The sequence below is a fragment of the Xanthomonas sp. LMC-A-07 genome (assembly GCF_030208825.1).
GTDB lineage: Bacteria > Pseudomonadota > Gammaproteobacteria > Xanthomonadales > Xanthomonadaceae > Xanthomonas > Xanthomonas campestris.
Genome location: NZ_JARVTF010000015.1, coordinates 1 through 14,786 on the forward strand (window position 1 = coordinate 1; position 14,786 = coordinate 14,786).

Below are 14,786 nucleotides of genomic sequence, written 5' to 3' on the forward strand. Positions count from 1 at the left end.
ACGTCAGTTGCATGGATCACTCCTCAACATCAGGCGGGTAGTGTCGCGTATCTGTGGTGCGTTGCTCAGAGGTTCCTTAGCACAAAATGCCAGCTAAACCGCTGGCATCTTTTTACGCGTTCCCACTTCAGTCCGCCGCCACCACGCCGCTACCCATCTCGGTAGCCCGCTGGCAGGAGGCGAGGGCAGCATTGCTACGGCATCCACCAATCCACGCTATTCGTCGGAGCACGTTCTTGCAGCTCCACTCCTCACGCGCTACAGGCTCAAGGCTCACTCGATGAAACAGCTAAGTCTCTCTACCCAACTTGCATTGGGGTTCGGCACGGTGGTGCTGGTGCTATTGATCGTCGCGGCGGTTGGGCTACGTGGACAATCCGACTTGTCGGCCGCAGTGGCCATGAACGACCACACCTACCAAGTGATTGCCACCGGCCGCAGCATGTCCAATGCCTCGGTCAACATGGAGACGGGTGCGCGCGGTTTTCTGCTGTCTGGCAATGATGCAAACCTGAATCCTTATCGAAACGGCATGTTGGCCTTCGACAAGGAGTTCGCCAGGGCTAAATCCCTGACCTCCGACAACCAGATCCAGCAGGAACGTCTCAAGAACCTGCACGCGGCCTATGACGAATTCAAAGGCCACGAAGACACGTTGATTGCACTGCGCAAAAGCAATGGGGAAATGTCCGAGGTGTTGACCCTGTTCAAGGCCGGCCATGAACGTGCGGCGATGGGCAAGATTCGTCAGCTGCTGGTCGATTTCGAAGGGCAAGAGAGCGGGTTATTGGTCAAGCGTAGCGCAGCGCTGGATGCCGCCAAGGTCCGCAGCCGCTGGTCGATGATCATCGGTAGTGGCATCGCTGTACTGGTTGCGTTGGTCAGCGGTTGGCTGATCCGGCGCCGCCTGATCAACCGGCTTGGCGTTGCTTCCAACGTTGCCGATGCCATCGCTGCCGGCAACTTGTCGATTGCCGTAGACAGCAGCGGCGCCGACGAGACCGGGCGTCTTCTTGCCAGCATGAGCAAAATGCAGATGCAGCTGCAGAAGGTCTCGCAGGGACAGCTGGAGATGAAACGCAGGCATGACCAGGGCGAGCTGAATTACCGTGTGGATGAGGCCGCGTTTCCTGGCGATTACGCAACAATCGTCCGTGACAACAATGATCTTGCCGCCTCGCATGTCGCCGTAATGATGCGCCTGGCACAGATCATGGGCCGCTACGCAGTCGGCGATCTCAGCGAAGACATGGACAAGCTGCCCGGCGAAAAGGCTATGCTTACCAACACCATGGCGCAGGTAAAAACCAACCTCAGCGCAATGAACCACGAGATCAAGCATCTAGCGCAGTCCGCCGCCAACGGCGACTTCAGCGCACGCGGCGATGCCGAGCGCTTCCAGTACGACTTCCGCGTAATGGTGGACAGCCTCAACACCTTGATGTCCACCGCCGATGGCAACCTGCAGTCGCTCTCCAGCCTGTTGCAGTCGATCGCTGCCGGCGACCTCACCGCACGCATGAGTGGCGAATTCCGCGGCGTGTTCGCACAGATGCGCGATGACGCCAATGCCACTGCCACACAGCTGGCCGAGATTGTCGGCAGCATCAAGACCTCGGCAGTATCGATCAAGGGCGCGGCCAGCGAAATTGCCGCCGGCAACCAGGACCTGTCGCAGCGCACCGAACAGCAAGCTGCCAATCTGGAAGAAACCGCGGCCTCGATGGAAGAGCTCACCTCCACCGTCAAGCAGAATGCCGAAGGTGCGCGCCAGGCTAATCAGCTGGCCATCGGTGCGGCCAGCGTGGCTGTGCAGGGCGGCGAAGTGGTCGGCAAGGTCGTCGAGACCATGTCCGGTATCGAAGCCTCGTCGAAGAAGATCGCCGACATCATTTCCGTCATCGACGGCATTGCCTTCCAAACCAACATCCTGGCGCTGAACGCCGCGGTGGAAGCGGCGCGTGCGGGCGAACAAGGCCGCGGGTTTGCGGTGGTGGCATCGGAAGTGCGCACGCTTGCGCAGCGCTCCTCGGGCGCCGCCAAGGAGATCAAGGACCTCATCGACGACTCGGTGCAACGTGTGGCCGAAGGCTCCGCGCTGGTGCACACCGCCGGCAAGACCATGGGCGAAGTGGTGGCCAGCGTGCAGCGCGTCACCGACATCATGGGCGAGATCTCCGCGGCCTCTCAGGAGCAGTCGGCCGGCATTGAGCAGGTCAACCAGACCATCACCCAGATGGACGAGACCACTCAACAAAACGCCGCGCTGGTGGAAGAAGCCACTGCCGCCGCGCGCTCGCTGGAAGACCAGGCCGTGCAGCTCACCGAAGCAGTGGCCGTGTTCAAGACCGACAATCGGGTGGTGGCCGCGCCGGTTCGGCATGTGCCAAGCCCAGCGATAAACCCCGCAATTAAGGCGAAAGTGGCAGCTGCCGGCCGTACGCCGGCGCCCAAACCACGCGCCGTCGTCACCACTGCCAGCAACGAAGGCAGCTGGCAGGAATTCTAGGGCCGTCGAACCGCATGCGGTGAGCAGGCAACACACAGCCTGCTTTCCGCTGCACGGTGCTCTTCGTTTCATCGGGGAGCGCTGTGGACTTCGGCCTTGGCTAGTTGCCGAATAAACCAGCGTAGGCGGGAAGGCCTCACGGAAGCATCCACTCCTGCGGCAACGTCGGTCTATGGTCGCCGATCCATGGCCGAGTGTCGGAGGATTCAGGTGGTGCCGGCATGATGCGACGCTAGTGTTCTTGCACGCAGCTCAGCGACGCCACGGACGTTGGCCAACTGCGCTTGGCACGTACTCGCACTGTGTCCATGCATCGCATCAGATGGATGTAAACATGTCGATCCCGGAACAACCCATCACTGCGGCGCTACCGGCAGACGTACGTATTGTGGAGGTCGTGCTTGTCGATCAGCCAAGCTCATCGAACGCATTAACTGAGGGCAGTGCACTTGGCTCGTGCCCTGGCAGCAGATGCCTCGCTTACATCGCCGATGGAAGCAGGAGTAGCGCTCTGCACTTCGCTATCAGTGACTGACAAACGCCTCGATGTTCTGCACGAGATTGCGGCAGGTGTAGGGTTTGCTCAGGAAGCTCGTGCGCGGCGGCAAGCCCTTCGGTGACGATCCCAGGCCCGAGGTCAATATAGCCGGGAGGTTATTGCCGTCGGCCCGGAGGTAGGCAATGAGTCCATACCCATCCAGGAGACCGGGCATCTGAAGGTCGGTGAACAGCAGCGCGATTGCAGGGTGCGCATCGATCAGCTCGAGTGCTTCTTGCGCATCAGCGGCGGCGACAACGCCGTAGCCCTTGTCTTCCAACAGCAGCATGGCGATCTCGCGCAAGCCAGCATCATCGTCGACCACAAGGATCAACCGTTCGATTGGAGCGGGCATGAGGCAGGACTTCTTCAGATCGACTCGCAACAATACGTCGCGCAAATGAAGGCTGCGTGATCTACTGGTAAGCTATGAACGCAATGCAAGACTTTCCTGACCATCGTTATCGGCAAATGGTCGAGCTATCTCTGGATTCCATCAAGGAAATTTCGCTCGATGGCCGCGTGGTATTCGTCAACTCGCACGGCTTGGCCAGGGTCGCGGCGCGCAATGCGGACGCCGTCATCGGCAAACAGTGGGCATCGCTGTGGCCGGAGGAATTCAGGCCCAGGATCGAAGAGGCGCTCGCTGCGGCGGCGCGTGGCGAGTCGCAGCGGTTTGAAGCCGAATGCACCACCGACGATGGCCACCGGCACTTCTGGCTGGTGTCGACAAACCCGCTGCGTGCTGCCGACGGCCATGTCGAGGCGGTGCTGGCGGTCAATCGCGATATCACCGAGCGGCGCCAATCGCAGCAGGCGCTGCGCACGCTCAATGACAGCTTGCGCACCCAGCCCGAGCTGCTGGGCCCGCAAAGCGAGCTTGCAGACGCGATTGACCAGGAGCTGCAAAGCTATAGAAATGCCTCGGCGCCGGAGATCGAAGGTGAGCTCGACATCGCACGCGCTGCGCAGCGTCTGGCCGAAGCGGTCGCCGAGCGTGCGCAGGAAGGAGAGGCCGTCGGCCAGCTCCTGGCCGGCGTCGTGCACGACCTGAACAACGTGCTGCAAACGGCCGGCGCGGCCATCGAGATGGTGCAGACACGCGCCTCGGTCATCGGCCAGGACAAACAGCTTCTGGGGATGGCACAGAGCGCGCTGCAAAAAGGCTCGATCATGGCGCAGCGCCTGTTGGGGTTTGCGCGCCACCATCCGTATGCCCCCGAGTGCATAGACCTGGGCGACCTGGCAGAACGCCTGATGCCGCTACTGCAACAGGCGGCGGGAAGTACCGTTGCGGTCGAATTACATCAAGAAGCGTCACAGCGGTTCGTCCTGGCCGATGCGCACTCGTTGGAGCGCGCGCTCTTGAACCTGGTGATCAACGCACGCGATGCCTGCGCGGAAAGCGGCCACATTCGCATCACCTTGGGCAACCAGACGACAAGCGATGCCACCGACGCCGACGATCGTGCGGCAGGCGATTACGTCACGCTTGCCGTGCAGGACAATGGCAAAGGCATCGCACCTGACGTGCGTGACCGGCTGTTCGATGCGTACTTCACCACCAAGCCGGTAGGCAAGGGCACCGGCCTGGGGTTGGCCCAGGTTGACGGTGCGGTTCGGCAAGCCGGTGGTTTCATCGACGTCGAATCCGAGCCGGGCCATGGCGCCTGTTTCATCCTGGGCTTCCCCGCGGCGGATACGCAGTGCCTTGCCGCCGACGCCGCGAATAAGCGCGGCCAACCACCTGGCTAACCATCGCAATCGCAAGCGATGGTGCAAGGCGCACGAAGTGCTCGCGGGCAAGGCGCCCATGCCTGGCAGGAAATGACGGATCAGCGACATTGCTGACAGCGCAGGCGAGCCGAAGAATCGCCGCTCATTCACCGACCTTGGCCGCCGCAGCTTCACAATCGCGACCGACACCACCGTGGCCCAGTTCGACGCCGCGCGGCCGGAAGGCGCGGACTATGTGATCGTGCCCGCGCAGGCCGCAAAACCCGCCTCCTCGCACGGCTGAGACAGCAGGCGGGGCAGGGCGCGACCAAGCGTGAGGTCGATGCCCGCGGTCACGCCGGCGGATGACCACACACGCCCATGGGCGCCCGGCATGATCTCTCGCAAAACGAAGCCAAAGTGCTGGTAGAACACTTGCGTGGGCTGGCTGGTGTCCAGCACAGCGTGCCAGAGACCGGGTTTGAGAAATGGCTTCAAGGCGCGCCAGAAACAGCTGTGCCCCAGGGCCCCGCCGATGCAAGTGCGTGCGACCATGCCCCGGCACAAGCTTGCCGTAGCGACATCCTCGTGCACGTAATAGCCGGCGCAGGCACCACTGACACGATCGTTTCCAATAACCTGCTACCGCCATTCGGCAGCATCGCGCGCAAAGAATTGGGAGACGTCGATGCGTTCGTCCTCGCAAAAAGATGCACAGACATTGCCATTCAAAAATGGCAAGGCATGCGGCGAATCACGCTGATGACAGAGCCTGATGAACTCCATTCGTCCAGGCAGATGCACGAATATGCGAAGAGGAAATCGCTTGCCGAGATCGCACAGCTCTTGAAGACCGGCTGATCTGCCCCGTGCAACGGTACTGCAAGCGAGTGCCTCTGGCGCCTGACCCAATGTCAGCCACTGTCCTGAAGCCTTCACATGTCACCTGGCGCTAGCGCGCATGATCCTGGCTCTAGCGGCGCTCACGCCGCACAGGTCCTGTCTCCATGCTTCCACCACGGAAGGCTTCTGCGTTTTCTCTCTGGTGGCAGTCGATTATCCAACCAGCAGCACCACCAACACAGTCGGCGCGTAATGCTGGAAATCCCAGCGCAGCCCTGCTCGGCGATGAACAAATGGAGGGGCTGGCACGTGCGCTGGCAACCTCGCATGTGCTCTACACAGGGCCGGCACGGGAGTTGCTGCTATCGGGGCTCAAACGCAATCAGCGGGCGCTTGGCAGTGCAGCAGCGCAGCTGAGCCAGATGGTTGCTGAGGGGGTGCGCATGCACCCTGCCGGAGAGTGGTTGCTGGATAACTATTATCTGGTTGAAGAGCACATGCGCCTGGCGCGACTGCATCTTCCGCCAGGCTACAGCCGACAACTGCCGCGTCTGCAGACGCCAACCGCGACTGGCCTGCCGCGTGTCTACGAGCTGGGGCTGCAGGTTGTTGCGCATGGCGATGGCCGTGTGGACGCAATTACGCTGAGTCGCTTCATCGCCGCCTATCAGCAGGTCGCGCCGCTCAAACTTGGCGAGCTATGGGCGGTTCCAATCGTGCTCCGGCTGGCCTTGATCGACAACGTGCGCCGCATTGCCGACGACATCATGCACGATGGACGCGATACCCATCTGGCCACGCAGTGGGCAGCGTTGCTCAACGCCACCGCTGCAGCGCAGCCCAAGGATGTCGTGGCCGTTGTGGCCGACATGGCACGCTCGCAGCCGCCCGCCACCGGTGCATTCGTGGCTGAGCTCACGCGTGGTATTCAAGGCCGCGGCCCCATGTTGTCGATGGCCAGTGCATGGGTGGAGCAATGGTTGGCCAGCGAAGGCCACAGCGTGGAGGGATTGGTGCATGCCGAGAGCCAGCGCCAAGCCGCCGAGCAGGTGGCGATCAGCAACAGCATCGGAAGCCTGCGTTTTCTGGATGAGATGGATTGGCGCGAATTCGTCGAGAGCATGAGTTTGGTCGAGCAGACCTTGCGCAAGGATCCCGCCGACGTCTACGCGCGCATGGATTTCCAGACCCGGGATGCCTACCGCCACGTAGTGGAATCGCTGGCGCAACGCATGCCCGGCGACGAGACAGAAGTGGCACAGGTCGCGTTACAGCTGGCGATGCAGGCCGACGACCGGAGCTCGGTCGCCGCACATGTGGGCTATTTCTTGGTGGATGCGGGGCTACCCACGCTGCGTGCAGCACTGCGCGCGCCACATGCGCCTGCGCAAGCGCTGCCGATCTCGCACCGGCCGCAGGCACGCAGGGTGCCGCTGCCAATCTATCTGGTGCCGATTGCACTGATCTCGCTGCTATGGGCCGGCCTCCTGATGCGATGGCTGCCGGCAGTGCCGTCGGCTGTGTGGTGGTCTGTCGCTGGCCTTGCAATGCTGGCCGCCAGCGAGCTGGGGATCGCGCTGGTCAACTGGGTGGCAACGCTATGGGTGCGTCCGCATCCATTGCCTCGCATGGAGTTGCGCCTGGGCATTCCGCCGGACTGCCGCACGCTGGTGGTGATGCCCAGCATGCTGGCGAACGCGGAGGCGATCGATGAGCTGGCTGCCGCGCTTGAGGTGCACGCGCTGGCTAATCGCGATGCGCAGCTCTACTTTGCCCTGCTCACCGATTTCCTGGATGCGCCAGAGGCATCGCAGCCGGCCGACGCGTCGTTGCTAGCGCGCGCGGCGCAGCACATCGAGCGGCTCAACGAACGCTACGCCGATTCGCACGGCGACCGATTTTTCCTCTTGCACCGGGCACGCCAGTGGAATGCAGGCGAGCGCTGCTGGATGGGCGCAGAGCGAAAGCGCGGCAAGCTGGAAGCCCTCAACCGGCTGCTATGTGCCGAGGACGTGGCCCTGCAAGCTGCGGTCGAGTTCTTGCAGGTGCAGGGCGATGTCACCGCATTGGTGCACGTGCGCTATGTGATCACCCTGGACAGTGACACCCAGTTGCCTAGGGATGCTGCCCGTGCGCTCGTGGGTGCCATGTCGCATCCACTGAACGTGCCGCGCCTGGACGCGACCGGCCAACGCGTTGAAGCCGGCTACGGCATTTTGCAGCCTGGCCTTGGCACCGGTATGAGCGAAGGCGGCGAGTCGCGGTTTGCACGCATGTTCGGCATCGAACCAGGCATCGATCCCTATACACGTGTGGTGTCGGATGTGTATCAGGACCTGTTTGGCGAAGGTTCGTTCATCGGCAAGGGGATTTACGCGGTGGCGACCTTTGAACAGGTCCTGGCCGGTCGCTTCCCCGACAACCGCGTACTCAGCCACGACCTGCTGGAAGGCTGTTACGTGCGTGCCGGCCTGCTCAGCGATGTGCGCCTCTACGAGCGCCACCCACAGCGCTACGCCACGGATGCCAAGCGCCGTGCGCGCTGGGTGCGCGGCGACTGGCAATTACTGCCGTGGCTGCTGCCGTGGGTGCCTGACCGCGACGGCCGACATGCGCGTAATCCGCTGTCGTGGCTATCGCGTGGCAAGTTGCTGGACAACCTGCGCCGCAGTCTGGTGGCACCGGCCGCCTTCGCCCTGTTGTTGACCGGTTGGTTGGCATCGCCGACACCCGTGCGCTGGACGCTTTGGTTGCTGCTGCTATGGCTCTTGCCAGGGCTGGGTTCGGCAGCGTATGCGCTGGCCCATCCTCCCGAGGGATTGGCATGGCACCACCATGCGCGCCAGGTGGCGGTGGGGCTGCGTCAGTCGATGCTGCGCATTGGCGTGGTGCTTGCCTGCCTGCCATTCGAAGCCGGACTGCAGCTGGCAGCCATCGCGCGCTCGCTGGTGCGCATGGCAATGACCCACCGCCATCTGTTGCAGTGGGCGCCGTCCAGCGAGGTGGAACGTGGTGCGCGCAGTGGCGACGCAGAGCATCGGGTCATGGCAGGCGCTGCCTGCACCGCGGCGCTAGTCGTTGCAGCGGTGGCATGGATGGCCCCGTGGGCATTGTGGGCCGCGTTGCCGCTGGGGCTGAGCTGGATGGCAGCGCCTTGGTTGATGGCGTGGCTGGGCGAACGTCCCGCCGCGCCGGTGGCACAATTGTCGCAGGAACAGCGCATGTTTCTTGGCGGATTGGCAAGGCGCACCTGGGCATTCTTCGAGACCCATTGCACGGCGCAGCATCACTGGCTGCCGCCGGACAACGTGCAGGAGTATCCGGAGACCGTGGTGGCCAGCCGTACTTCGCCGACCAATATCGGCCTGGGCCTGCTCGCCAACCTGGCCGCCTACGACCTGGGCTATCTGACCATGGGCGGGGTGATCACGCGGGTGACCAACACGCTGACCACGTTAGAAGGGTTGCCGCGTCATCGCGGGCATTTTTACAACTGGTATGACACCGAAACTCTGGCGCCGCTGTCGCCACGCTACGTGTCCACCGTGGACAGCGGCAACCTTGCCGGGCATCTGCTGACCCTGCGCCAGGGCCTGCTGGCGCTGGCAGATGCGCCGCTGCTGCACTCAGCGCTCTTCGATGGGCTGTCTGACACCGTTGCCGTGCTGGCGGAGCAGCCGCGTGGTGATGGTGACGGTGCCGCTCTGGCTGCAATGACCCACGCACTGGATGGGGTGCGTGAGCTACCGGTGCCGACGTTATTGCAAGCCAAAGCGACATTGCAGCTGCTGCTGGCGCAAGGCCAACTGATGCGGGCAGCACGCCAGGGTCGCGGCATCGAGGCGCCCGATCCTTGGCTGCAGCGTTTAATGGAGACCTGTGACGCGGTGCTGGCCGAGCTGAGCCATTGCACCTCTGCAGAGGCCGATCCCGAGACAGATGCGCTGGCAGCGCACAACAGCCATGTCGCAACACTGCGGCAGCTGGCCGCAACCGATGGTACGCCCAGCACGCAACGTTGGGCCTATACACGCCTGCAGGAACTGGAGCAGCTGGCGCAGGTCGCAGGCCGCTTGGCGGAGATGGACTACGACTTCCTTTATCGCCCAGCGCAGCAGTTGTTGTCGATCGGCTACAACGTCGACGAGCGCCGCCTGGATGCGGGGAATTACGATCTGCTCGCTTCGGAAGCGCGTCTGGGAATCTTCGTGGCGATTGCGCAAGGCAGGTTGCCGCAGGAGAGCTGGTTCGCCCTCGGGCGCACGCTGACCGATACCGGCGGCGAGCCGACGCTGCTGTCGTGGAGCGGCTCGATGTTCGAGTATCTGATGCCTGATCTGGTGATGCCAAGCTACCCGCAGACGCTGTTGCATCGCTCGATGCGCGGCGCAGTGCAGGCGCAGATCCGGTATGGCGTGGCGCGCAATGTGCCCTGGGGCGTGTCCGAATCCGGCTACAACACGGTAGATACGCAGCGCAATTACCAATACCGCGCCTTTGGAGTGCCTGGGCTCGGACTCAAGCGCGGCCTGGGCCAGGATCTGGTGATCGCGCCTTACGCCAGCGCAATGGCGTTGATGGTCGAACCGGATGCGGCGTGTCGCAATCTGCAGCGGCTGCATGGGTCGGGATTTTGCGGGCGCTTCGGTCTCTATGAGGCGATTGACTACACGCCGGCGCGCGTTCCGCGTGGCACCCAGCATGCGGTGGTGCGCTCTTTCATGTCGCACCATCAGGGCATGGCGCTGCTTGCGCTCGACCAGGTGCTGCGTGATGCGCCCATGCAAGCCCGCTTCATGGCCGACCCACAATGCCAGGCAACGGCATTACTGCTGCAGGAGCGCGCGCCGCGCGCCGGTGTTTACCTCAAGGGATTGACCGACGCCGAAGATCGACCAGTGCCCAGCGAGGCGGGGATGGCGTTGCGCATCTATCGCGATCCGGACCTGCCGCAACCGGCGCTGCAGCTGCTCTCCAATGGGCGTTATCACGGAATGCTGACCTCCGCCGGCGGCGGCTACAGCCGCGCGCGCGACATGGCCGTCACACGCTGGCGCGAGGACGGTACCCGCGATCATTGGGGCACGTTCTGCTATTTGCGCGACGTGGACAGCGGTGCTACATGGTCGGCCGCACATCAGCCGACCTGCGTACCGGTGGAGCGCTACGAGGCGATCTTTTCGGATGCAAAAGCCGAGTTCAAAGGCAGCCACCAGGGCTATGAGAGCCATCTGGAAATCGCCATCTCCGCAGAAGACGATGTGGAGCTGCGGCGACTGCGCATCCGCAACCGGTCACGGCAGACCTGTGTCATCGAAATCACCACCTACGCCGAAGTGGTGTTGGCACCGGCCGCCTCCGACGAAGCGCATCCGGCGTTCAGCAACTTGTTCGTGCAGACCGAAATCCTGGCCGACAAGCAGGCACTGCTGTGCACACGGCGCCCGCGTGGACATGACGAAGCGCAGCCGTGGATGTTGCATCTGGTTGCCGTCCACGATGCGGATGTGGCGTCGATCTCCTACGAGACCGATCGCGCCGCGTTCGTCGGCCGTGGCCGCAGCACCCGCAACCCAGCGGCGTTGAGCGGGCAGGGCATGTTGTCCGGCGCCGCAGGCTCGGTGCTTGATCCCATTGTGGCCATCCGTTGCCGCATCGCGTTGGCACCAGATCAGCAGGCGCAGGTGGACATGGTCTACGGCGTTGGCACCCAGCGCGAGGCGTGCAGCGCACTGATCGACAAATACCGCGACCGCCGCCTGGCTGACCGCGTGTTCGATCTGGCACTGACACAGAGCCAGGTCACGCGCCGACAGATCAACGCCTCGCTGGAAGACGCGATGCTCTACGAACGGCTTGCCGCGCGCGTGCTCTTCGTCGACCCGCAATTGCGCGCCGATAGCGAGGTCTTGCTGCATAACCATCGAGGACAATCGGCGCTGTGGAGTCATGCCATTTCCGGCGACCTGCCGATCGTCCTGCTGCGCATCGCCGACCCGGACAATGTGGCGTTGGTGCAGCAGCTCGTGCAGGCACATGCGTATTGGCGGCTCAAGGGGCTGCGCGCGGATCTGGTGATCTGGAACGAAAGCCAGTCCGGTTACCGGCAACAGCTACAGGACACCATTCTGGGGCTGATCGCCGCCGATCCGGAAGCCAATGTGCTTGACCGCCCAGGCGGCATTTTCGTGCGTGCCATCGAACACATTTCGCAGGAAGACCGGATCCTGCTGCAAACCGTGGCGCGCGCAATCCTCAGCGACGCCAACGGCACGCTTGCCGCACAGTTGGAGCGCCTCGCCGGCCGGCGCGCGCAGCCGCCGCTGCTGGAACGCCTGCCGCAGCAGGACGATCTCACCGATCAGCCTAGCGCGTCGGTGCTGGACGTTGCAGTCGCGCAGGCTGAGGCAGGCCAACTGCTGTTCGACAACGGCCTTGGTGCGTTTGCCGCCGATGGTCGCGAATACTGCATCACCCTGGACGAGGGCACGACCACGCCGGCGCCGTGGTGCAACGTCATGGCCAATGCGCAATTCGGCACCGTGGTCAGCGATAGCAGCGCCGGCTATACCTGGGCCGAGAATGCGCATGAGTTCCGGCTGACGCCCTGGCATAACGACCCGGTCGGCGATACCTGTGGCGAAGCGTTCTACCTGCGCGATGAAGAGACCGGCCAGGTGTGGTCGCCGATGGCGCTGCCGTGCCGCGGCAGCGGGCGTTATACAGTGCGCCACGGCTTCGGCTACAGCGTCTATAGCCATACCGAACATGGCATTGCCAGCGAGCTCTGGGTGTTCGTCGATGTAGAGCAGCCCATCAAGTTCAGCCATCTACGGCTGAAGAACCTCTCCGGCCGCGCGCGTCGGCTTAGCGTGACCGGCTATGTGGAATGGGTACTCGGTGACATCCGCACGCGCTCGCAGCTGCACGTGGTGAGTGAGGTGGATTTGGCAACCAGCGTGCTCACTGCACGCAACCCATACAACACCGAGTTCGACGGCCGCGTCGCCTTCTTCGATGCCGATGCACCCAGCCGCAGTATCACTACCGACCGCAGCGAGTTCCTGGGCCGCAATGGCGACATGCAGGCGCCGGCCGCGCTGTCCCGGCAGCGGCTATCCGGGCGGGTCGGCGCAGGACTGGACCCATGTGCGGCGATCCAGATCCCGGTGACGCTGGAGGCCGGGCAGAGCGTGGAGACGGTGTTCCGGCTGGGCGCGGCCAGCAGCCGCGATGCGGCGCTGGACGTGGCGCGGCGCAGTCGTGGCGTGGCCACCGCACACGCGGCATTGCTTGCCGTGCGCACACATTGGGAGCAGGTGCTGGGCACCGTCCAGGTGACCACGCCCGACCCGGCACTGGACCTGTTGGCCAACGGCTGGCTGCTCTATCAGACCATTGCCTGCCGGTTCCTGGCGCGCAGCGGCTATTACCAATCCGGAGGCGCTTACGGGTTTCGCGACCAGTTACAGGACAGCATGGCGATGGTGCACGCGCAGCCAGAGCTCAGCCGCGCGCACCTGCTGCGCAGCGCCGCGCGCCAGTTTCCGCAAGGCGATGTCCAGCATTGGTGGCATCCGCCACAGAACCGTGGCGTGCGCACACAGTGTTCGGACGACTTCTTGTGGTTGCCGCAAGCCATTTGCCGCTATCTGGACACCACCGCTGACAGCGGCGTGCTCGATGAACTGGTCGGCTTTATTGACGGGCGTGCACTCAAGGCCGACGAAGAGTCGTATTACGACTTGCCTGGTGTGACGGGCGCGCTGCAGTCGCTCTATGCGCACGGCGTGCTTGCACTGCAACGCGGCATGGCACATCTGGGCGAGCGTGGTTTGCCGTTGATCGGCAGCGGCGATTGGAACGACGGCATGAATCGCGTCGGCAAGGAAGGGAAGGGCGAAAGCGTGTGGCTGGGGTTCTTCCTCTACGACACACTGCTGCGTTTTTCTGCCGTGGCGGTGCAACACGGCGACCACGCCTTTGCCGCTACCTGCCATGCACACGCGCAGCCCCTACGTATTGCGCTGGAGCGGCATGCCTGGGACGGGCAATGGTATCGGCGCGCCTGGTTCGACGACGGCACGCCGTTGGGGTCGCATACGTCTGACGAGTGCCGCATCGATTCGCTGTCACAGAGTTGGTCGGTGTTATCCGGCGCGATGGATCCGGCACGCAGTGCACAGGCCATGGATGCAATGCACCAGCAGCTGGTCGATGCGGACGCTGGCGTCGTCAAGTTGTTGATGCCGCCATTCGATCGCACCGGACATGACCCCGGCTACATCCGCGGCTACGTGCCCGGCGTGCGCGAAAACGGGGGGCAATACACCCATGCAGCGGTCTGGGCGGCGATGGCCTTCGCGCACCTTGGCGATAGCGCCCGGGCCTGGGAGCTCGCCGGGCTGATCAACCCCATTCACCATGCGCTGGATGCGCAGGCAGTGCAGCGCTACAAAGCCGAACCTTACGTGCTGGCCGCCGACGTCTACGCGGTGGCCCCGCATACCGGTCGCGGCGGCTGGAGCTGGTACACCGGTGCAGCGGGCTGGATGTATCGGTTACTGACCGAATCGCTGCTCGGTCTGCAGCGGCGCGGCACGCGTCTACAGATCACACCGTGCATTCCGGCCGCATGGCCGGGCTACCAGCTGCGTTATCGGTACGGCACGAGCACCTATGTCATCGACATCACCCAGCGTAAAGGCGGAGATGCCAGGCTGGAGGTGGATGGAATACCCCAGGCAGCGCTTGCTTTCACCCTGATCGATGACGGCGCGGTCCACGCTGTCACTCTGGAGTGGCCGGGAGACGCGACATGAGCATCCGCACCAATACCGATCACCAGCTGTCCGATCTGGGCAAAATGCTGGCCGTATGGCCACAGCGGGTACGCGACCCCAGCCAGTTCTGGCCGCAATTTGACGCGCTGGCGCAACGGATTCTCGATAGTGCTACCCAAGCCGATGTCGTCCGCGTGCGGCGTGAGTTGCAACGCTTATTGCACCGCAACGGGCTGAGCCGTGCGCGATGGACATTTTCAACGACTAGTTCCAAAGGACCGCAACGCATCTGGACGAGGGCGCTGCTGGTTACGGAGTGAGTGGGTACGATTAGCCTGTGTTATCGCGGGTTGGGTCCGCTGCATCGGCCGAAAATTGCCCAATCTGGGATCGGACT

Annotated in this window: 6 protein-coding genes; 5 read left to right on the forward strand and 1 reads right to left on the reverse strand. The window is 63.4% G+C overall.

What is annotated here, in order from left to right:
• The first annotated feature begins 400 nt into the window (after positions 1 to 400).
• Positions 401 to 2,509 (forward strand): methyl-accepting chemotaxis protein, encoded by a 2,109-nt coding sequence (locus tag QRM89_RS16465; RefSeq protein WP_285448523.1) that lies wholly within the window; start codon positions 401 to 403, stop codon positions 2,507 to 2,509.
• Between the two features lie 524 nt (positions 2,510 to 3,033).
• Here the strand turns inward: QRM89_RS16465 and QRM89_RS16470 are convergent.
• Positions 3,034 to 3,402: a response regulator gene (locus QRM89_RS16470; protein WP_114999188.1), complete on the reverse strand. Its 369-nt coding sequence runs from the start codon at positions 3,400 to 3,402 to the stop codon at positions 3,034 to 3,036.
• Positions 3,403 to 3,476: 74 nt separating this feature from the next.
• Between QRM89_RS16470 and QRM89_RS16475 the strand changes: the two genes are divergently transcribed.
• From QRM89_RS16475 to QRM89_RS16490, 4 genes are all read left to right on the forward strand, one after another.
• Positions 3,477 to 4,802, forward strand: coding sequence for a PAS domain-containing sensor histidine kinase (locus tag QRM89_RS16475; RefSeq protein WP_285448503.1), 1,326 nt, complete (start codon positions 3,477 to 3,479; stop codon positions 4,800 to 4,802).
• 342 nt (positions 4,803 to 5,144) lie between these two features.
• Positions 5,145 to 5,624 carry a hypothetical protein gene (locus QRM89_RS16480; protein ID WP_119959639.1) on the forward strand — a complete coding sequence of 160 codons (480 nt, stop codon included), beginning with the start codon at positions 5,145 to 5,147 and terminating at the stop codon, positions 5,622 to 5,624.
• 275 nt (positions 5,625 to 5,899) lie between these two features.
• Positions 5,900 to 14,428, forward strand: coding sequence for a glucoamylase family protein (locus QRM89_RS16485; protein WP_285448504.1), 8,529 nt, complete (start codon positions 5,900 to 5,902; stop codon positions 14,426 to 14,428).
• Positions 14,425 to 14,709 (forward strand): hypothetical protein, encoded by a 285-nt coding sequence (locus QRM89_RS16490; protein WP_285448505.1) that lies wholly within the window; start codon positions 14,425 to 14,427, stop codon positions 14,707 to 14,709. Before QRM89_RS16485 ends, QRM89_RS16490 begins: the two co-directional genes overlap by 4 nt.
• The last annotated feature ends 77 nt before the right edge of the window (positions 14,710 to 14,786 follow it).